The organism is Streptococcus sp. A22 (genome assembly GCF_043674215.1).
Taxonomy (GTDB): Bacteria; Bacillota; Bacilli; order Lactobacillales; family Streptococcaceae; genus Streptococcus; species Streptococcus suis_V.
This window is the reverse complement of sequence record NZ_JBIMJQ010000017.1, coordinates 16068-37110: the sequence shown is the minus strand read 5'-3', so window position 1 is coordinate 37110 and position 21043 is coordinate 16068. Positions and strand designations below refer to the sequence as shown.

Sequence of the window (21043 nt, the reverse complement as noted above, 5' to 3'; positions counted from 1 at the left end):
TTGCTGAGAATTTTGCTACACTAGAATGAAAGATTTAAAGGAGATAACATGCAGGAAAGAGGCTTACTCATCGTATTTTCCGGTCCTTCTGGTGTAGGGAAAGGAACAGTTCGGCAGGAAATTTTTAGCCATCCAGGTAATAAATTTGAGTATTCGGTGTCTATGACGACCCGGGCTCAGCGTCCAGGTGAGGTGGACGGGGTTGATTATCATTTCCGGAGCCGAGAGGAGTTTGAGGAGTTGATTCGTCAGGGACAAATGCTGGAATACGCTGAGTATGTTGGCAACTACTACGGTACACCCTTGACCTATGTCAATGAAACCCTGGACAAGGGAATCGATGTCTTTCTTGAGATTGAGGTCCAGGGTGCCCTCCAGGTCAAGAAAAAAGTGCCAGATGCAGTTTTTATTTTCCTAACTCCGCCAGATTTGGAAGAGCTCAAAGACCGTTTGGTCGGTCGTGGGACAGACTCGGAAGAGGTTATTGCCAAGCGGATTGAGCGTGCCAAGGAAGAGATTGCTCTCATGCGTGAGTATGACTATGCCATTGTCAATGATGAGGTGCCAAAGGCAGCGGAATTGGTCAAGCGCGTGATTGAGGCGGAACATTTCCGTGTGGACCGTGTGATTGGCAAGTACAACGACATGATTAAAAATATTTAAGTTAGAAAAGAGAATAAGTCCTATGATGTTAAAACCGTCTATTGATACCTTGTTGGACAAGGTACCATCTAAGTATTCATTGGTTATTTTGGAGGCTAAGCGTGCTCACGAATTGGAGGCAGGCGCTAAGCCAACGCAAGAATTTACTTCTGTAAAATCAACCCTCCGTGCCTTGGAAGAAATCGAGGCAGGCAATGTGGTCATCCATCCAGACCCAGAAGCGAAACGTGAGGCTGTTCGTCGCAAGGCTGAAGAAGCAAAACGCTTGGCTGAAGAAGAAGAGCGCAAAATCAAAGAACAAATCGCCAAAGAAAAAGAAGACGGCGAGAAAATCTAAATTCAAAACTCGGCTGGGGGACCATCCGGGTTTCTTTTCCATTTGATAGTCTTTTGAAGTATTTATTGAACCATTGATAAAAGAGTGAAACCTATCCAAACCATCACGAAAGGAGGATCTATGTACGCACAGATTATCGTAGACGTGCCGCTCATGCAGACGGACCAAGCCTATACCTATCTAGTGTCTGAAGAATTTGAGGCGGGAATTGTACCTGGTATCCGAGTCCATGTGCCCTTTGGAAAGGGTAATCGGCTGATTCAGGGCATCGTGGTCGGCTTGACTGAGGAATTGCCAGAGGGGACCCAGGACATCAAGCCCATTGTGGAAGTGCTGGACTATTCGCCAGTCCTCAACAAGGAGCAATTTTGGCTGGCAGACCAGATGCGCAAGACGGTATTCGCCTACAAAATCACCCTGCTCAAGGCCATGCTACCCAGCCTCCTCAACTCAACCTATGACAAAATTCTCCGTCCTGGGCTTGGTTTGGAAATAGCAGAGCAGGAAAGCCTGTTTGGCGGTAGGGACCAGGTCCGTTTTTCAGACCTGGATGTGTCTGAGCAGGCCCGCATCATGCGGCTTGCCCAGGCAGGCAAAATCTTGGTCGACTATGTGGCCAAGGACAAAAAGCAAATCAAGACTGAAAAATGGTACCGGGTAAATCGGGACCAGCTCATGCAAGCAGAGATACCCGCCCGTGCCAAGAAACGGCTGGCTTTGAAGGCCTACTTACTGGAACATTCTGATGAACAGCCTCTAGCCAGCTTGAAAAAGGACTTTTCAGCTGATACGCTCCGCTATTTCCAAGAAAATGCCTATATAGAAGTCTGGGAGGAGGAGGTCTCGCGGACCCAAGCTCTCTTTGATAAGGTAGGGGTCAGCCAGGCGCTTTCCCTCAATCCAGAGCAGGCCATAGCGGTCAAGGAAATCCTGTCCAAGGTCGGCCAGGAGAGCCAGACCTATCTGCTGCAGGGGGTGACAGGCTCTGGCAAGACAGAGGTCTATCTGCAGGTCATTGACCAGGTCCTCAAGATGGGTAAGACGGCTATCATGCTGGTGCCGGAGATTTCGCTGACGCCCCAGATGACCAATCGTTTTATCGCGCGTTTCGGCCAGCAGGTGGCCATCCTGCACTCAGGCCTGTCAGACGGGGAGAAGTACGACGAGTGGCGTAAGATTGAGCGGGGGGAGGCCCAGGTGGTGGTCGGTGCCAGGTCGGCGATTTTTGCTCCCTTAAAAAATCTAGGAGCCATTATCATCGATGAGGAGCATGAGGCGACCTATAAGCAGGACTCCAATCCTCGCTACCATGCCAGAGACGTGGCAAAGCTGCGGGCGGACTACAACCAGGCTGTCCTGGTTTTGGGGTCGGCTACGCCAAGCCTAGAAACTCGTGCCCGTGCCAGTCGCGGTCTTTACGGTAGGCTGGTCCTCAATCAGCGAGCCAATCCGCAGGCCAGGATACCAGAGGTCCAGGTCATTGATTTCAGAGATTATATCGGCCAGCATGAGGCTAGTAATTTTACGCCGGTTTTGATAGAAAAAATCCAGGAAAAGCTGGCTCGTAAGGAGCAGGTGGTCCTCATGCTCAATCGCCGTGGCTATTCTTCCTTTGTCATGTGTCGGGATTGTGGGACGGTGGACCAGTGTCCAAACTGTGATATTTCTTTGACCCTGCACATGGACAGCCGGTCTATGAATTGCCACTATTGCAATTTTCAAAAGCCCATTCCCCAGGTCTGTCCTAACTGTCAGAGTCGGGCCATTCGCTACTACGGTACGGGGACCCAGAAGGCCTATGATGAGTTGCAGGAATTGCTGCCGAATGCTCGTATCCTTCGGATGGATGTGGACACGACCAAGAAAAAAGGTGCCCATGAGGCCCTTTTGGAGAAATTTGGTCGGCAGGAGGCAGATATCTTGCTGGGGACCCAGATGATTGCCAAGGGACTGGACTTTCCAAATGTGACCTTGGTAGGGGTGCTCAATGCGGATACGGCGCTGAATTTGCCAGACTTCAGGTCATCCGAGCGGACCTTCCAATTATTGACCCAGGTGGCTGGTCGAGCAGGTCGGGCAGACAAGGAGGGGGAGGTCATTATCCAGACCTATAATCCCAATCATTATGCCATTGCCTTTGCCAAGAACCAGGACTACGAGGGCTTCTATCAGTATGAGATGGGCATTCGGAAAAGTCTGGGCTATCCGCCTTACTATTTCACGGTGGGCTTGACCTTTTCTCATAAGTCGGAGGATCTTGTCATCAAAAAGGCCTATGAGACGGTGCAGCTCTTGCGGGAGAACTTGACGGAGCAGATTCAGATTTTGGGGCCGACGCCCAAGCCTATCGCCCGTACCCATAATCTTTACCATTATCAAATCATTCTCAAGTACCGGCGGGAGGAGCAGCTGGAGCAGGTCCTCAATCGGATTTTGGACTGGACCCAGGAGCGGGACAACCAGGACTTGCGCCTGGTGATTGATAATGAACCGCAAAATATGATGTGATACTCTTTGAACATTGACAGTATCTGTTCTTGAGGTACAATATATGAGGTTGGACAGGTGTGTCCAGCCTTTTTGCTATCTAGATTTCAAGTCCCAGTTAAGGCAATTATCCATAAAAATGGTATAATTAAGGGATACTAAATAGAGGATGAAGGAGCAGAGATGACAAAATTGATTTTTATGGGAACGCCTGAGTTTTCAGCGACTGTTTTGAAAGGCATTTTGGCAGAGGGCTCCTATGAGGTTTTGGCGGTGGTGACCCAGCCTGACCGAGCGGTTGGGCGCAAGAAAACCATCCAAATGACACCGGTCAAGCAGGTGGCCTTGGAGTACGACTTGCCTGTTTACCAGCCGGAAAAATTATCAGGCAGCCAGGAAATGGCGGACATTATGGAATTGGGAGCGGACGGAATTGTGACAGCGGCCTTTGGTCAATTTTTACCGATCAAGCTGCTGGACTCTGTTGACTTTGCGGTCAATGTCCATGCCTCGCTCTTGCCCAAGTACCGCGGTGGCGCGCCCATTCATTATGCTCTTATCAACGGAGATGAGCGTGTCGGAGTGACTATTATGGAAATGGTCAAGGAAATGGATGCGGGTGACATGATTTCAAGCGACAACATTGCCATTGAAGAGACAGATAATGTCGGCACCCTTTTTGAAAAACTAGCGGTGGTCGGTCGTGACCTGCTCTTGAAAACCTTACCGGGTTATATGGCTGGCGACATCAAGCCGGTGGCACAAGACCCTGAACAGGTGACCTTCTCGCCCAATATTCAGCCTGAGGAGGAAGTTTTGGACTGGGCCAAGTCTGCCCGCCAGATTTTTAATCAGATTCGTGGTATGTATCCTTGGCCGGTTGCCCATACCTATTGGCAGGGAGGGCGCTTTAAAATTCAGGAGGCTTTGGAAGTGGAAGGGTCTGGCAGACCAGGTCAGGTCATTGAAAAGACTAAGAAAACACTGGTCATCGCCTGTGGCAGCTCTGCTATTTCCCTAAAAACCGTTCAGCCAGCGGGCAAGCCCAAGATGACGATTGCGGACTTTTTGAATGGGGCTGGCCGTGAGATTGAGGTAGGAGATGTCTTTGGTGAACAGTAAGCAAACAGCGCGTGGACTGGCTCTGGCGGTCTTGACAGAGGTCTTTGAACAGAGAGCCTACTCCAATATCGCCCTCAACAAGGCCTTGGAAGGAACCAACCTGTCAGCCCAGGACAAGGGGCTGGCTACGGAATTGGTCTATGGTACGGTGTCACGAAAAATTACGCTGGAATGGTATCTGGCCCACTTTATCGATGACCGGGACAAGCTGGACAACTGGGTTTATTACTTGCTCATGCTGAGCTTGTACCAGCTGCTTTACTTGGACAAATTGCCTGTCCATGCCGTGGTCAATGAGGCGGTGGAGTTAGCCAAGCGTAGCAAGGGAACGGACAAATTTGTCAATGCCATCTTGCGGAAAATCAGCCAGGCGGACCTGCCTGACCCAGCTAGTATTAAGCGGAAGAACAAGCGTTTGTCAGTTCAATATTCTGTCCCAGTCTGGCTGGTTCAGACCTTGGTTGCGGAATATGGTGATGAGAGGGCGGAGAAGATTTTTGCCAGCCTGCACCAGCGTAATAAGGCTAGTGTCCGTGTAACAGATACTAGCTGTCTGGATGATTTGCAGGCAGCATTGGGAGCGGAGCGGTCGCACTTGTCTCCTGTTGGCCTAGTCAAGTCCCATGGACATTTTGCTGGGACGGAGGCTTTCAAGTCCGGTCTTTTGACCATTCAGGACGAGACCAGCCAGCTGGTGGCTCCGACCTTGCAACTTGAGGGCCATGAAGTCGTACTGGATGCTTGTGCGGCACCTGGTGGTAAGACCTGCCACATGGCGTCTTACCTGGATAGTGGGAAAGTGGTGGCCTTGGATTTATATGACCACAAGCTGGCTCTTATCCAGGAAAATGCGGACCGCCTGGGCCTTTCCGATAAGATTGAAACTCAAAAATTGGATGCCAGTCGGGTGCATGAAGTCTTTGGTCCAGATAGTTTTGACAAGATTTTGGTGGATGCTCCCTGCTCCGGCATCGGGCTTATCCGTCGTAAGCCAGACATTCGCTATAATAAGGCTGGTCAGGATTTTGAAGCATTGAAAAAAATACAGCTGCAGATACTGGACAGCGTTTGCCAAACCATTAAAAAAGGTGGTATAATAACCTATAGCACATGTACCATTATTGCAAAAGAAAATCAGGAAGTTCTTCGAGAATTTTTAGACAGTCATCCTGATTTTGAACAAGTTGCATTAACACATCCAGAATCATCAATTGTGACAGATGGAATGATACTGATTACCCCTGAACTTTTTCAGACAGATGGCTTTTTCATTGGTCAGCTGAGAAGACGATTCTAGAAAAGGAGGCTGTTGCTTAGCAACAAGAAACTTATGGAAATTGCATTACTTACAGATGTTGGACAAAAACGATCAAATAACCAGGATTATGTCAATCGTTATGTCAACCGAGCAGGAATTGATTTGATTATTCTAGCAGATGGACTAGGAGGTCATCGCGCAGGCCATATTGCTAGTGAAATGACAGCCACAGACCTTGGTGCTGCCTGGGTAGATACTCAAATTATGACCCTCAACGAAGTCCGTGAATGGATGGTTGACATCATTGAGCAGGAAAATCAAAAGATTTATCAATTGGGTCAGACCGAAGAATACAAGGGCATGGGAACAACCTTAGAAGCGGTTGTGGTTATTGACAATCAGATGATTTATGCCCATATCGGGGACTCTAGAATCGGTATCGTTCATAATGAAGAATATGAACGCTTGACCAGTGACCATTCCTTGGTTGGAGCTCTTATGCGAGCGGGTCAATTGACAGAAGAAGAGGCGCAGAACCATCCTCAGAAGAATATTGTGACCCAGTCCATTGGTCAGGCGGACCCGGTTGAACCAGATATTGCCTTGAAGACCTTGGAAGTTGGGGATTACGTGTTAATCAACAGTGATGGCTTGACCAATATGGTCTCGACAGAGGATATTCGCGATATCCTCTTGAGTGATGTTTCGTTGGAAAGCAAGGCAGAGACCCTGGTTCGTTTCGCTAATAATGCTGGCGGTTTGGACAATATCACGGTTGCCATCCTTCATATCACGGAGGAGGCTAACTAATGATCCAAATCGGTAAGATTTTTGCCGGTCGGTATCGGGTCATTCGGCAGATAGGCCGAGGAGGAATGGCTGATGTCTACCTGGCAAAGGATCTGATTTTGGATGGTGAGGAGGTTGCTGTAAAAGTTCTCCGGACCAATTACCAGACAGATCAAATTGCTGTTCAACGTTTTCAGCGTGAAGCCAGAGCCATGGCTGATCTCAATCACCCAAATATCGTACGGATTACGGATATTGGTGAGGAAGATGGTCAGCAATACCTGGCCATGGAATATGTTAATGGCCTGGACTTGAAGCGCTATATCCAGGAAAATTCACCCTTGGATAATGATGATGCGGTCCGTATCATGGGGCAAATCTTGCTGGCTATCCGTATGGCCCACACCCGCGGTATTATCCATAGGGATTTGAAACCTCAGAACGTCCTTCTAACGCAAGATGGCGTGGCCAAGGTAACGGATTTCGGGATTGCGGTTGCCTTTGCAGAGACCAGTTTGACCCAGACAAATTCGATGTTGGGCTCGGTTCACTATCTCTCGCCAGAACAGGCGCGGGGGTCCAAGGCTACAGTGCAAAGTGATATTTATGCCATGGGGGTCATTCTCTTTGAGATGTTGACAGGACGAATTCCTTTTGATGGCGATAGCGCTGTAACCATTGCTCTCCAGCATTTTCAAAAGCCCATGCCATCTGTCCGCGAGGCCAATCCAAACGTACCGCAGGCTCTGGAAAATGTTGTCTTAAAAGCAACAGCCAAGAAATTGACAGACCGCTACAAGTCCATTGCGGAAATGTACACGGATATGGCTTCAGCCTTGTCCTACAATCGCCGCAATGAGCAGCGGGTGGTGTTGGATGAAAACAAGGTGGATTCAAAAACCCTGCCTAAATTATCCCAGGTTGCTTCAGAGAAAAAAGTAGATACACCAGTGGAGTCTTCACCAGCTCCAGTAGCAGTTGCTCCAAAAACTAAGCCGACGTCATCAGCCAAGAAGCCCAAGGCAAAAAAGAGGATTCGTACCCGCTATAAGGTGTTGATGATTGCTATTGGCCTTCTCTTGGCGGCCTTCTTCGCCATTCTTTTTAACACTCCAGCCACAGTGACAGTGCCGAATGTTGTGGGGCAAACCTTGGAAGTTGCGACGGAGGAGATTGAGACAGCCGGATTGCGCGTGGGTACGGTGACCAATGAAGCTTCGACGGAAGTCGCAGAAGGTCAAGTTATTCGGACAACACCTGCTGCTAATTCCAAGCGCAAAGAAGGTTCCCGTGTCAATATTGTCATTGCCATGGAAGAAGGTGTCAACATTCCTGATTTGTCTGGTGATGAATTGGCAAAAGCCCAGGAAAAACTAGAGGCTCTTGGCTTCAAAGTGGAAGTGGAAGAAGAGTATAGCGAGAAGGTTAAACAGGGCCGGGTGATTCGGACTAAGCCAGAATGGGAGACCAGTCAGCCAAAAGGTTCAACCGTTGTCTTGGTTGTTTCCAGAGGGGCTGAGCCAGTTGATGTACCGGATGTATCTGGACGTAGTGTGAATGATGCTACCCATGCCCTAGAAGCTGTCGGTTTGAAGGTTTCTTCGACCAAGGAAGAATACAGCGACTACTTAGAAGCTGGTCAGGTAATCGGAACAGACCCTGCAGCCAATACCAGTGTTTCTAAGGGTTCTAGCCTGGTTCTCATTGTTTCAAAAGGTCAACGACCACTCATGCCAGATTTTGGTATCTTGACGACTTCCTACTCAGATGCTAGAAAACAGCTGGAAGCTTTGGGAATTAAAAGTATTGAGCGCGTGGAAGATTCGAGTTATTCGACTAGTGAGCGAAATCTGGTCGTAGGACAAAGTCCTCTGCCAGGTCAACCTATTACTGACTCTGTCACAATTTATGTATCCATTCCTACTGTGACACCAGAGTCCAGCAGTAGCAGCACTAGCTCGACAGAAGAATCAACGACGACTAGTACGTCTTCATCAAATAATTCAGACTAAGAGGGGCATTGTCCTCTCTTTTTTCTTAAAATTCCTACCCGGGTAGGAGACAAATCCTGCTAAAATCTGTTAGAATATTGGGAGAGGATCCTTACATGAAAAAAATCCAATTTTTTATACTGATAGAGAGTATTTTGTTTACGCTGGCCTTTTTTGATACCCTAGCCAGTGAGACGGCACGGACTCTTCTCCTAATCGCAGTGATACTAATTCTATTCTGGTATATCACAGGCAGAAAGGGGCTTAATGCCCTACTAACAACGGCCCTTTCTCTCATATTTTTAGTCTTTTTCCTCAATATTTATTTCATTATCGGTGTTTTGCTGATGGTGGTCTATATTTTGGTTAATTTCTTTTCACGCTATGAGAAGCAGTACCAGTATTCCCAGATAGTTCTGGGGGACCAGCATATTCAATCCCAGCATCAAAAGTCCCAGTGGTTTGGTCATAAAGATCATTCCCAGGACCAGTATGGTTTTGAGGATATCAATATTATCCGCCTGTTTGGCAATGACGTTGTTGACCTGGATCAGACGGTTCTAATTGGTCGGGATAATGTGGTTGTTATCCGTAAGACTTTTGGTAAGACTAAAATTATCATTCCTATTGATGTCGAGCTATCCCTGTCTGCCTCTAGTCTGTATGGACGTGTCTATTTTTTAGGCGATGCACATTGGGATTTGCGAAATGAGAGTTTTTCGATTGCGACCCCTGACTATTCTTCTGCCAATAAGCGGGTCAAGGTTGTCATCAATAGCCTCTATGGCGATGTGGAGGTCGTGCGGGTATGATGAAGAAAGGAACGCTATTTTTTCTCATTTGGTATGCCGGGCTGATTGTTATCGTCATCCTTGCCTCAGTCCTTCCCTTGTTGGGCTATTCCTTATTTGACATGTCCTTTTGGACGGCCAATGACCAGCTCTATGTGACCTTGATTTCGCTCCTGATACTCTTGACAATCTTTCTATCTATCTTAGTTCAGACGGTCAGTTTCCTATCCACGCAGACCATGAGAATGAAGATTAAGCAAATCAGCAATCACCAGCCCATTAGGGTTGATAGCGACGAGGACCAACTGCTCCTACACCTATCTGAGAAAATGCGCAGTTTGACCAGGCAGGTCCAATTGATTGACAACCAGGACCTAGTCAAACGGGAAGCAATTGTCGAGGGGGAGCGCAAGCGAATTGCCCGTGACCTGCATGATACGGTCAGCCAGGAACTCTTTGCGACCAGCATGATTTTATCAGGTCTGGCATCAAATCTGTCCACCATACCGAAAGAAACCCTGCAAGAGCAGCTGGTCTTGGTCAAGGACATGATTGAGTCGGCCCAGCGGGATTTGCGGATTTTGCTCCTGCACTTACGACCTAGTGAGCTGGAAGGTAAGACCCTGGTTGAAGGTTTTGATGTGATTCTGCGGGAAGTCAGCGACAAGAGTAGTATCCAGGTCCACTTCCAGCATGAAGTGGAAGAATTGCCTAAGCTGATAGAAGAGCACCTCTTCCGCATTGCCCAGGAGATTATTTCCAATACCTTGCGCCATGCCAAGGCCAAGCAACTGGATGTCTACTTGATTCAGAAGGAGACAGAATTACAGCTTAAAATGACAGATGATGGCATTGGTTTCCAGCAGGAAGATGATGGGGAGCTCAGCTATGGCCTCCAAAACATCCGCGAGCGGGTGGAAGATATGGCAGGGACTATCAAGATTCGGACGGCTCCTAACAAGGGGGTTGCCATTGATATTCGTATCCCACTACTGAAAGGAAAAGAAGATGAAGACGATTCGAGTGATGCTGGTTGATGACCACGAGATGGTCCGACTAGGATTGAAAAGTTATTTAAATTTACAGGCTGATGTGGAGGTTGTCGCAGAAGCCAGCGATGGCGAGGAAGGCTTGGCTAAGGCACTGGATTTGCGTCCAGATGTGGTTGTTATGGACCTGGTCATGCCCAAGATGACAGGGGTAGAGGCGACTCTGGCCCTCTTGAAGGAATGGTCGGATGTCAAGATTGTGATTTTGACTTCTTATTTGGACAATGAAAAAATCTATCCAGTTCTTGAGGCTGGTGCCAAGGGCTATATGCTCAAAACCTCTAGTGCAGACGAGATTCTCTCTGCCATTCGCAAGGTGGCGCGTGGGGAATTTGCCATTGAAACAGAAGTGGAGAAGAAGGTCGAGCACCACAAGCGTTATCCAGACCTGCATGATGATTTGACCGTACGTGAACGGGAGATTTTGGCCCTGCTTGCCAAGGGCTATGATAATCAGCGGATTGCGGATGAATCCTTCATTTCCCTCAAAACGGTGAAAACCCATGTTTCCAATATCCTGTCTAAACTAGCTGTCAGCGACCGGACCCAGGCTGTCGTCTATGCCTTTCAACATGGACTGGTGGCACAGGATGAAGATTAGTGATATAATGGTAGGCAGTCATACTCAATGAAAAACAAAAGTGGGGGAGAATAGATGGACGCAAAATTAAAATACAAGGCCAAGAAGATTAAGTTGGTATTTTTCGATATTGATGATACCTTGCGCTTGGTGGAGACTGGATTTATTCCGGACACTATTCCGACGGTCTTTGCATCACTGAAAGCAAAAGGCATCTTGATAGGGATTGCCTCTGGTCGGGCCAAATATGGTGTTGTGCCAGAAATCCAGGCCTTGCAGCCGGATTACTTTGCTATGATAAACGGCTCTTATGTAGAAGATGCCAAAGGCAATGTCATTCGTAAGGCTCCGATTGCACCGGATTTGATTGAGAAATATATTGCTTGGACCAAGCAAGTGGGGATTGACTATGGGGTTATGAGCGCCGAAAAAGCCACTCTGTCCTTCCGTGACCAGCGGATTAGTCAGGCCATTGACCCCATTTATGATAATCTGGAGACAGACCCTGATTTTTACAAGGGCCAGGATATTTACCAAATGTGGACCTTTGAGCAGGAAGGTCAGGAAGTGGTCTTACCGGAGGAATTGCAGAGTGACTTACGCAGTGTCCGTTGGCATGCCATTTCATCAGACATTGTCCTCAAGTCTGCCTCTAAGGCAGCAGGGGTAGCCGCAATCGTTGAAAAGCTTGGTCTCAAACCAGAAAATGTCTTGGTCTTTGGCGATGGTCTTAATGACATCGAGCTCTTCCAATATGCTGGCATCAGTATTGCCATGGGGCATTCCCACCCAGAACTGCAAAAACATGCAGATTATATTACAAAAACAGTAGAAGAAGACGGCATTTTTGATGCCTTGGAGAAATTAGGTTTGGTAGAAAAAGAAAAATACTTCCCACAATTAGACTTGGAAAATGTAGAGGGACCAGTTGCCCGCATCAAGACCAATCACGGTAGCATGACCATCAAGCTCTTCCCAGAAATTGCACCAAAAACAGTGGCGAACTTTGTTGCCCTGTCAAAAGATGGTTACTATGACGGCATTATTTTCCATCGTATTATCGAGGATTTCATGATTCAAGGTGGCGACCCGACTGGTACAGGTATGGGCGGTGAGTCTATCTACGGTGAGTCCTTTGAGGATGAATTTTCTATGGAGGCCTTCAACCTGCGTGGTGCTCTTTCTATGGCCAATGCAGGTCCCAATACCAATGGCAGTCAATTTTTCATCGTGCAGAACCAGAATTTCCCTTACAATGTCAAGGAATTGGAGCGCGGTGGCTGGCCTAAGGAAATTGCGGCTCTTTATGCTGAAAATGGGGGAACACCGCACCTGGATCAACGCCACACGGTCTTTGGACATTTGATGGATCAAGAATCTTATAGGGTATTGGATACCATTGCGTCTGTAGAGACAGATGGTTCAGACCGTCCGCATGAAGATGTTGTCATCGAAAGTATTGAAATCGAGGACTAAGATGAATATTGGTGATAAAGTCAAAGGAAAAGTGACGGGCATTCAGCCCTACGGTGCCTTTGTTGAATTAGAGAACGGTCAGATTGGGCTTATCCATATTTCTGAAATCAAGACAGGCTTTGTTGATAATATCCACCATTTTATTAAAATGGGCCAGGAAGTTCTGGTCCAAGTCGTTGACTATGATGAATATTCGCACAAGGCTAGTCTATCTATGCGGACCTTGGAAGAAGAACGCCAAAAAATCCCAAGACACCACCGCTTTACCAACGACCGCTATAAGATTGGCTTTGAGCCTCTGGCCAAGGCCCTCCCAACCTGGATTGCCGAATCCAAGGAGTATTTGAAGGAAATGAAAGAAGGAAAGGTCTAGACTAGTTGCTAGTCTAGCTTTCCAATAGTAAAAAGAGCTTGGAAATCCAGGCTCTTTTGGTATATTAGTTTTCAAACTCATAGAGGGTAGTTGACAGATAGCGTTCACCGTTGTCAGCCAGGATAGCCAAGACTTTTTTGCCAGCTCCTAGTTCCTTAGCGACTTCAATCGCAGCATGAATAGCAGCGCCAGAAGAAATACCGACCAGGAAACCTTCCTGTCCGCCGATAGCGCGGCCGGTTGTCAGAGCATCATCTGATTTGACGCGGACAATGCTATCGTAGGCAGCGGTATCCAGGGTGTCTGGGATGAAGCCAGCTGAAATTCCTTGAATCTTGTGCGGACCAGGTGCTTCACCAGAGAGGACGGCAGACTCATCTGCTTCCACAGCGTAAATTTTTACATCGGGATTGGCTGCCTTAAGGACATGAGAGACACCGCTGACGGTACCACCAGTACCCACGCCTGACACAAATGCATCCAGACCAGTTGGTCCAAAGTCCTCCAAAATTTCTTGTCCTGTTGTATCTTCATGAACTTTTGGATTGGACGGGTTGGCAAATTGGAAAGGTACCCAGCCATTTTGTGCTTCAGCGATTTCATTGGCCTTGGCAATGGCACCCTTCATCCCCTCGCTACCTGGTGTGAGAACTAGCTCAGCTCCGTAGGCTTGGATAATTTTACGACGCTCAATGCTCATGGTTTCAGGCATGACGATGATGACCTTGTAACCTTTTGCAGCTCCAACCCAAGCCAAACCGATACCAGTATTTCCGCTTGTAGGCTCAACAATCGTATCACCAGGCTTGATAGTGCCGGCCTTTTCAGCATCTTCAATCATTGCCAGAGCAATGCGGTCTTTGACAGAAGAACCAGGGTTGAAGGCCTCCAGTTTGACATAGACATCCGCAGCACCTTCAGGGACAATGTTATTGAGTTTGATAATCGGTGTTTTTCCGACAAGTTCTGTAATCGATTGATAAATAGCCATTGCTAATACCTCCAAATATAGTTACTTCTAGTATATACCAAGTCCCAGCCAATGTATAATATAAAAAAACTATCGTTATGATAGCTTTTTTTAATGAACAGAAACTTCGACAATTCTTGGCTCAGTCTCTTGGCTTGTGACCTTGCCATGGTAAAATTCGGTCAGACTAGTCAGAGTCGGCGCAACCAGTTCCTTGTCAACATAGATCATGGTTTGAACTTCCGTTGTAAATTGGGTATCGTGTTCTTCCAGTCCCAACTCAGCCCGCCAGTTGGCAAATTCCTGGTACTGGGCATAGGAAAGGGTGATAGAAATGCCTTTTTGCTCCTTGACTTCAACAACGCCGATTTCCTTGACGGCCTTGGACACGGCTCCAGCATAAGCCCGAATCAGCCCACCGGCACCCAATTTGATACCTCCAAAATAGCGGGTCACAACCGCTGCGACATTGGTCAGTTCATGATTTTCCAGCACTGTCAGCATGGGAACACCCGCTGTACCAGAAGGCTCGCCGTCGTCCGATGATCGCTTGATTTCCATATTTTCGCCAAGGATAAAGGCAGAGCAGTTATGGTTGGCCTTGTAGTGCTCTTTCTTAATACCGTTGATAAATTCTCTGGCCTCTTCCTCGGTTGTCACCCGTTTCATAAAGCAAATAAAGCGGGATTTCTTAATCTCTTCTTCGACAATACCGTCTTCTTTAATGGTCTTAAATTCTTTCATACCAAAATTATACACGTTTTTCCAAAAACTGACAAAAATTTCCGAATAAATAAGTGATGAAAGAATTAGAAAATTATTATGGACGACTGTTTACCAAGTATCAATTGACGGCTGAAGAGCGCCAAGCAGCTCAGACCTTACCTAGCATGACAGAGGGGGGCGTTTGTTTTCGTTGTTCGACTGCATTTTCGGATCGCCATCGTTTGCCAAACGGGGCCTACTATTGCCGAGAATGCATCCTGCTAGGCAGGGTGCGGTCAGATGAGGAACTCTATTATTTTCCCCAGCAGGATTTCCCAGAAAATGCCTGTCTCAAGTGGTCTGGTCAGCTGACTGATTGGCAGCAGAAGATTTCAAACGGGCTCTGTGCCAATATTGAAAAAAGGCGGCCGACCTTGGTTCATGCCGTGACGGGGGCTGGAAAGACGGAGATGATTTACCATGCAGTAGCGCAAGTCATTGACCAGGGCAGAGCAGTTTGTCTGGCCAGTCCCAGAATTGATGTCTGTATCGAGCTTTATAAGCGGCTGCAACAAGATTTCGCTGTTCCCATCAGTCTCCTTCATGGCCAGTCGGATCCTTATTTTCGGACGCCGCTTGTGGTCGCTACCACCCACCAGTTGCTCAAGTTCTACCAGGCCTTTGATTTGGTCTTAATCGATGAGGTGGATGCCTTTCCCTATGCGGACAATCCCATGCTCTACCGGGCAGTAGACAATGCCGTCAAAGCAGACGGGCTCCAGGTTTTCCTGACAGCGACCTCGACGGATGAGCTGGATAGGAAGGTAAAATCCGGCCAATTAGAACGGCTCAGTTTGCCCAGACGCTTTCACGGCAATCCCTTGATTGTGCCAGAAAAGGTCTGGTTCAGCCAATTTGACCAGAGCCTGAAAAAGGACAAGCTGGTTGTCAAGCTCAAGAAAGCTATCAGAAACCAGCGAAAAACAAGTTTTCCCTTGCTGATTTTTCTGCCAGAAATTTCCAAAGGCCAGGAATTTGTAGCGATTTTGGAGCGAGAATTTCCTGATGAGAAAATCGGTTTTGTTTCTAGTCAGACGGAAAATCGACTGGAGATTGTTCAAGGTTTTCGCGACCGCACCATTACCATCCTGGTTTCAACAACGATTCTGGAGCGAGGTGTGACCTTTCCCATGGTTGATGTCATGGTAGTCCAGGCCAACCACTATCTCTATACGTCGTCCAGTTTGGTGCAGATTGGAGGTCGAGTCGGACGGTCCATGGATCGTCCCACAGGCTTGCTCCTCTTTTTTCATGAGGGTTCGACCCGTGCCATTGAAAAAGCAATCGCTGAAATCAAATTTATGAATAAGGAGGCCGGCTATGTCTAACTGCCTACTCTGTGCGGAAAGCCTGCGAACCCGCACCACATTTAGCTCTATCCTCTTTTTCCAGCAGGAAAAGCTAGGGATTTGTTCCAGCTGTCAGGCTTCTTTTAAGGAAATAGCAGAGCTCCACTGTCCGTCTTGTTATAAGTCAGGAACTTCCGATATCTGCAGTGATTGTCGGCACTGGCAGGCCAGGGGCAAACACATTGACCACAGGGCCATTTTCCAATACAATCCAGCCATGGCAGATTATTTCAGCAAGTACAAGTTTCAAGGGGACTATCTGCTCAGACAGGTATTTGCCCAGCAAATCAAGGCAGCCCTGTCAGCTTATTCGGACTATACCTTGGTCCCCATTCCCCTTAGTCCAGAGAGGTTGGAGGAGCGAGGCTTCAATCAGGTGACGGGGCTACTTGATGCGGCTGGTCTTCCATATAAAGAGCTCCTGGGCAAAATTGATAGCCAGAAACAGTCTTCAAAAAGTCGGGAGGAGCGTCTTGATGCAGAACAGGTCTTTTATTTGTTGGAGGAAGATGAGCTTCCAGAAAAAATAATTTTAGTTGACGATATTTACACAACAGGTGCCACAATCCAGCTTGCTGTGGGACTTTTCATGAAAACTGGTCAGAAAGAAATCAAAACATTTTCACTTTCACGTTGAGAAAACGGTTGCAATATTTTATAAATGTGTTATAATGATAGTGAAGAAAGGCGAAAGCCAAGAAAGAGGTACTAATATGATTAAATTCAGTATTCGTGGAGAAAACCTTGAAGTTACAGATGCACTCCGTGCCTATGTAGAAGAGAAAGTTGCTAAGATTGAGAAGTACTTTAGTGCAGACCAAGAGTTGAATGCCAAAGTAAACTTGAAGGTTTACCGTGACAAGCGTGCTAAGGTTGAAGTGACCATCCCTGTTGGTGGTGTAACCCTGCGTGCAGAAGACATTTCACAAGAAATGTATGGCTCAATCGACCTTGTCGTAGACAAGATTGAACGTCAAATCCGTCGTAATAAGACAAAAATCGAGCGCAAACACCGTCAAAAAGTGGCTACTGGTCAAGTCTTTACAGACGAGTTGGTAGAGCAAGCTGAAGAAGAAGTAAAAGTAGTTCGTACTAAGCAGGTAGACTTGAAACCAATGGATATGGAAGAGGCGGTTCTTCAATTGGAATTGCTTGGACATGACTTCTTTATCTACACAGATGCCAATGATGGTACTACCAATGTCCTTTACAAACGTGAAGATGGCGATTTGGGACTCTTGGAAGTGCGTCAGTAATTCTCAGAACTTGTATTCACAGTTCAGTATCTTTAGCTAAGGCTAGTTTTCTGCCACTCATCGTTCGTTTTTCTCGAAATACAGTCAGTATTCCATCAAAAAACGGTCTTGATTTGTAAAAAAAACTATCTCTCATCTAAATCTACCTTACTTGTAAATACTGTTTCTTATATAAACGAATAGGAGAGGAGGGCAACCTTCTCTCTTTTGCCATGACGGGTGACGAAAGGACTAGCTATGCAGTTTTTAGCAGAATTAATTGGAGGGTGGCTCTTGGAATTGCCAGTTTTTGAGCCAGAAAAACAGGCGCCCTTTGGCAGTCGTTACTGGTTGGGCTGGCTCGGAATCTTGTTTCATCTGGTCCTGGTCGGCTTGCTTGCCTTTATCAGTTTCTTTAGCCTAGCTAAGCTGCTGAAAGACTTTCATCTGGGCCATATGATTCTTGCAACCTTCCTCCTTGGGCTTGCGCTCTTTTCGCTTTGGCGACTTGGCAAATACCTGGTCAGGATGTGTCGCGCAACCAACTATTATTGGAAGAGGAAATAGAAAGCATCAGCTTGAGCTGGTGTTTTTTTGATCCCTGGGGAGGGAAATTCGGTTTCAATTATGCTATAATGGAGAGATAATATTTGTTAGGAATGAATGTTGAATAGGAGCATGGATGAGTAGGATGATGCCGGGGCGGACTCGCCAGGAAGGAATTGATTTATACGAATCGGGTCAGTTGACAGTCGTTGAGAGCGAGCTGGGTAAGATGACACTGGAAATTGCCGGGGAGTTGTTTTCCTATAGTGATGACGATAGTGAGCTTAATTGTAGCTGTCTGCTATTTCAAAACAAGGGCTACTGCCAGCATTTGGCTGCTACGGAGTATTTTTTGAAGAATGATAAGGCTGGTCAGACCCTCAAGGAGGAGGGCAGCCATCAGAAGGAGACCGCTAGGCGAACCTACTTTGGCGGCTTGTTTTTGGATGAAATTTTACCGCTTCCGCTTGATTTGGGTATCCAATACCAATTGGCGGTGGAGGGGCAGTTATTGGCCTATGACCGCCAGATTGACTGGACCCTCAAAATCGGTCGTTTGCCAGACCAGCGTTACTATATTATTCGCGATATTGGGGCCTTTTTGAAGGTGGTCAAAACCAATGGCCAGTATCAAATCGGTAAAAAATACTTTGAGCATGTGTCCTTTGATCATTTTGACCCGGCAAGTCAGGCTCTTCTGGAATTTTTATGGGTCCTGGTGCCTGAAAAAGCCCGCCTGGACTCGGAAGTCTTGGTTCATTTCGGTCGTCATTTTCGCCTGCCCAAGTCTCACTTTGAGGAGGGGCTGGAATTACTGGGGGACTTGGATGAATTTCAACTGACCCACCAGCAGACCAGCTACTCACAGTTGACCATTAAACACCTAACGCCAGAAGACGGTCTCTTTTGTTTTGAAGTAACGGTTCATATGGATATGATTGAAATGGTGATTCATGAAGAGCCTGTCCGCCAGCTCTTTTATGGAAGTTACCTACTCAAACATGGTACTATCTATAGCCTGAATCACCAGCAGGAAAATCTGCTGATGCGGATCAATGATCTGGTTCCGACTGAATCAGGCCTACGCAAGGTTCAAGTGGATTTTCAAGATCAGGGCAAATTGGCCCTTAGTTTATTGGAACTGCAAAAATTGGGGAAAGTCAAGGCACCCAAACGCTTTGCCATTGAGGATTTTCAGCCGGAATTCCATCTGGGCATGGAGGCAAGTGGTCGCTTGACCCTGCAGCTGGTCTTGGATTTTTCAGGTCGCAAGGTTGCCTCGCAAGAGGAGCTGGACTTACTACCTTTTACAAGTCATTTTCAACATCTGGAAGCTGTCCACCAGGCGATCAAGCTAGCAGGCTTTCATGGGAAATTCCTGGCCTACCGCCAGCCCTTGGTCCAGACCGAATGGTATACCTTCTACAAGGAACATCTAGCCCTGTTGGAAAAAATGGGTAAGGTTTACCTGGACCAGCAGTTAGAAAATAATCTTATTCAGGCCAAGCCAAGTCTTGAAATCGTGAAAAATGGTTCCTTGTTGGACATTTCCTTTGACTTGACAGGCATTGATCAATCTGAGGTGGATCAGGCCATCCAGGCCCTCTTAAACCAGGAGGACCACTATACCAGCCCAAGTGGCAAGTTGCTGGTCTTCGACGAAGAGGCCTTGCGCATCAGCCAGACTCTGACCAATCTCCGAGCTAAATTTGGAAAGGGGCAGACCCTTCATTTGGATGCCTTGAATGGTTTCCGATTGGCTCAGCAATTGTCAGGCTTGGACCAGGTTCATTTTTCGGAAGAATTTCAAACCATGGCGGCTCATTTGGCGGCACCAGATACCTTTCCTCTTCCCCAACAGCCCCTTAATCAGCAACTACGGGATTACCAAGAGACAGGCGTCAAATGGCTTTCCATGCTCAACCATTATGGTTTCGGGGGCATTCTGGCAGATGATATGGGTCTAGGGAAGACCCTGCAAACTATTGCCTTCCTGTCAGGCCATCTGAAGTCAAGTTCCAAGGTTTTGATTTTGGCTCCATCTAGTTTGATTTATAACTGGCAGGAAGAATGTGCCAAATTTGCGCCGGACTTGGAAGTGGCAGTGGTCTATGGCAATAAGGACCACCGGGAAAAGCTTATCAATGAGGACCATCAGGTCTATGTGACTTCCTACCCATCCTTCAGACAGGATTTTGACCTCTATAAAGAAGAGCAATTTGATTATTTGATTTTGGATGAAGCCCAGGTCATGAAAAATTCTCAGTCAAAAATTGCCCAGCTTCTGAGAGAGTTTGAGGTAGGGAATTGTTTTGCCCTGTCTGGTACGCCTATTGAAAATCACCTGACTGAGCTTTGGTCTATTTTCCAGATTGTCCTACCAGGCCTCCTGCCAGGTAAGCAGGAATTTAGCAAGATGACTTCCCAGGAAATTGCCCGTATGATCCAGCCCTTTGTCCTCAGACGGCATAAGGAAGAGGTTCTGGATGAATTGCCAGATTTGATTGAGGTCAATGTCCTAAATGAATTGACAGATGAGCAAAAGGTCATCTATCTGGGGCAACTCCAGCAAATGCAGTCCAAGGTGTTGGGAGCAGATGATGCCCAGATTAACCGCAATAAGATTGAAATCCTATCAGGCATTACCCGTCTCCGCCAAATTTGTGACACTCCCAGCCTCTTTATGGATGATTTTACCGGAGAAAGTGGTAAGCTCAATAGCCTGAGCGAGCTCCTGCAACAGCTTAAAGAGGGTGAGCATCGGGTATTGATTTTTTCACAGTTTAGAACAATGCTGGATAAGATTGAGCAGCAGCTGGATGAGTTGGGCCTGACCTCTTACAAATTGACCGGCTCGACCCCTGCTAGTCAGCGCCAAGAAATGACCCAAGCCTTTAACGCAGGTAGCCGAGATGCCTTCCTCATTTCCCTCAAGGCAGGTGGCGTGGGGCTCAACCTGACTGGTGCCGATACAGTCATTTTGGTTGACCTCTGGTGGAATCCTGCGGTGGAATCCCAGGCCATTAGTCGGGCCCACCGAATGGGGCAGACAGAAACGGTCGAATGCTATCGATTGATTACTAGGGGAACGATTGAAGAAAAAATCCTTGCCCTGCAGGAAAGTAAGAAAAATCTGGTCAAGACGGTGCTGGACGGCGAAGAAAGTCGCTCAAGTCTGACGGTTGAAGATATTCGTGACATTCTTGGTATCACAGAATAAGGCTGACAATCTGAAGCAGACTTCCTCTTGTGTGGTAAAACC

The 21043-nt window shown here is 47.2% G+C and carries 19 protein-coding genes; 17 read left to right on the top strand and 2 right to left on the bottom strand.

Annotated features, from left to right (window positions below):
* Positions 1–48: 48 nt before the first annotated feature.
* The 12 genes from gmk (at position 49) to ACHBHN_RS07650 (ending at position 12916) form a co-directional block, all read left to right on the top strand.
* The gene (gene gmk / locus ACHBHN_RS07705; RefSeq protein ID WP_105111223.1) at positions 49–663 is read left to right on the top strand and encodes a guanylate kinase; all 615 of its coding nucleotides are present in this window, start codon (positions 49–51) and stop codon (positions 661–663) included.
* A 22-nt stretch (positions 664–685) separates the two neighbouring features.
* The gene (gene rpoZ, locus ACHBHN_RS07700) at positions 686–1000 is read left to right on the top strand and encodes a DNA-directed RNA polymerase subunit omega (RefSeq protein WP_105111224.1); all 315 of its coding nucleotides are present in this window, start codon (positions 686–688) and stop codon (positions 998–1000) included.
* 120 nt (positions 1001–1120) lie between these two features.
* Positions 1121–3508 (top strand): primosomal protein N', encoded by a 2388-nt coding sequence (locus tag ACHBHN_RS07695; RefSeq protein ID WP_172022730.1) that lies wholly within the window; start codon positions 1121–1123, stop codon positions 3506–3508.
* A 162-nt stretch (positions 3509–3670) separates the two neighbouring features.
* The gene (gene fmt, locus ACHBHN_RS07690) at positions 3671–4609 is read left to right on the top strand and encodes a methionyl-tRNA formyltransferase (protein WP_105123450.1); all 939 of its coding nucleotides are present in this window, start codon (positions 3671–3673) and stop codon (positions 4607–4609) included.
* Positions 4590–5906: a 16S rRNA (cytosine(967)-C(5))-methyltransferase RsmB gene (gene rsmB / locus ACHBHN_RS07685; RefSeq protein ID WP_105123451.1), complete on the top strand. Its 1317-nt coding sequence runs from the start codon at positions 4590–4592 to the stop codon at positions 5904–5906. Before fmt ends, rsmB begins: the two co-directional genes overlap by 20 nt.
* Before the next feature lie 33 nt (positions 5907–5939).
* Positions 5940–6677 (top strand): Stp1/IreP family PP2C-type Ser/Thr phosphatase, encoded by a 738-nt coding sequence (locus ACHBHN_RS07680; protein WP_105111228.1) that lies wholly within the window; start codon positions 5940–5942, stop codon positions 6675–6677.
* Positions 6677–8668: a Stk1 family PASTA domain-containing Ser/Thr kinase gene (pknB, locus tag ACHBHN_RS07675; protein WP_105123452.1), complete on the top strand. Its 1992-nt coding sequence runs from the start codon at positions 6677–6679 to the stop codon at positions 8666–8668. The genes ACHBHN_RS07680 and pknB overlap by 1 nt, the downstream gene beginning before the upstream one ends.
* A 95-nt stretch (positions 8669–8763) precedes the next feature.
* Complete coding sequence (gene liaF / locus ACHBHN_RS07670; RefSeq protein WP_105123453.1) at positions 8764–9459, top strand: cell wall-active antibiotics response protein LiaF; 696 nt, start codon at positions 8764–8766, stop codon at positions 9457–9459.
* Complete coding sequence (locus tag ACHBHN_RS07665; RefSeq protein ID WP_105123555.1) at positions 9459–10475, top strand: sensor histidine kinase; 1017 nt, start codon at positions 9459–9461, stop codon at positions 10473–10475. Before liaF ends, ACHBHN_RS07665 begins: the two co-directional genes overlap by 1 nt.
* Entirely contained in the window at positions 10447–11088 is a 642-nt protein-coding gene (locus ACHBHN_RS07660; protein ID WP_105111231.1) for a response regulator transcription factor, read from the top strand. Before ACHBHN_RS07665 ends, ACHBHN_RS07660 begins: the two co-directional genes overlap by 29 nt.
* A 54-nt stretch (positions 11089–11142) precedes the next feature.
* Positions 11143–12543: a bifunctional Cof-type HAD-IIB family hydrolase/peptidylprolyl isomerase gene (locus tag ACHBHN_RS07655; RefSeq protein WP_105111232.1), complete on the top strand. Its 1401-nt coding sequence runs from the start codon at positions 11143–11145 to the stop codon at positions 12541–12543.
* Between the two features lies 1 nt (position 12544).
* On the top strand, positions 12545–12916 hold the full coding sequence (locus ACHBHN_RS07650) for a S1 RNA-binding domain-containing protein (protein ID WP_105111233.1): 372 nt from the start codon (positions 12545–12547) through the stop codon (positions 12914–12916).
* Positions 12917–12980: 64 nt separating this feature from the next.
* Here the strand turns inward: ACHBHN_RS07650 and cysK are convergent, their stop codons facing one another.
* Positions 12981–13907, bottom strand: a complete 927-nt coding sequence (cysK, locus tag ACHBHN_RS07645; RefSeq protein ID WP_105111234.1) for a cysteine synthase A — start codon at positions 13905–13907, stop codon at positions 12981–12983.
* 90 nt (positions 13908–13997) lie between these two features.
* Entirely contained in the window at positions 13998–14630 is a 633-nt protein-coding gene (locus ACHBHN_RS07640; RefSeq protein ID WP_105123556.1) for a YigZ family protein, read from the bottom strand.
* A 56-nt stretch (positions 14631–14686) separates the two neighbouring features.
* Here ACHBHN_RS07640 and ACHBHN_RS07635 point away from each other — a divergent pair, with 56 nt between their 5' ends.
* The 5 genes from ACHBHN_RS07635 (at position 14687) to ACHBHN_RS07615 (ending at position 21001) form a co-directional block, all read left to right on the top strand.
* Complete coding sequence (locus ACHBHN_RS07635; RefSeq protein WP_394733890.1) at positions 14687–15979, top strand: DEAD/DEAH box helicase; 1293 nt, start codon at positions 14687–14689, stop codon at positions 15977–15979.
* The gene (locus tag ACHBHN_RS07630) at positions 15972–16637 is read left to right on the top strand and encodes a ComF family protein (RefSeq protein ID WP_172094578.1); all 666 of its coding nucleotides are present in this window, start codon (positions 15972–15974) and stop codon (positions 16635–16637) included. Before ACHBHN_RS07635 ends, ACHBHN_RS07630 begins: the two co-directional genes overlap by 8 nt.
* Before the next feature lie 76 nt (positions 16638–16713).
* A complete protein-coding gene (hpf, locus tag ACHBHN_RS07625; protein ID WP_105111237.1) occupies positions 16714–17256 on the top strand; it encodes a ribosome hibernation-promoting factor, HPF/YfiA family in 543 nt (180 codons plus the stop codon).
* Positions 17257–17475: 219 nt separating this feature from the next.
* Entirely contained in the window at positions 17476–17802 is a 327-nt protein-coding gene (locus tag ACHBHN_RS07620; protein WP_105161269.1) for a hypothetical protein, read from the top strand.
* A gap of 115 nt (positions 17803–17917) precedes the next feature.
* Positions 17918–21001: an SNF2-related protein gene (locus ACHBHN_RS07615; RefSeq protein ID WP_172059487.1), complete on the top strand. Its 3084-nt coding sequence runs from the start codon at positions 17918–17920 to the stop codon at positions 20999–21001.
* Positions 21002–21043: the final 42 nt, after the last annotated feature.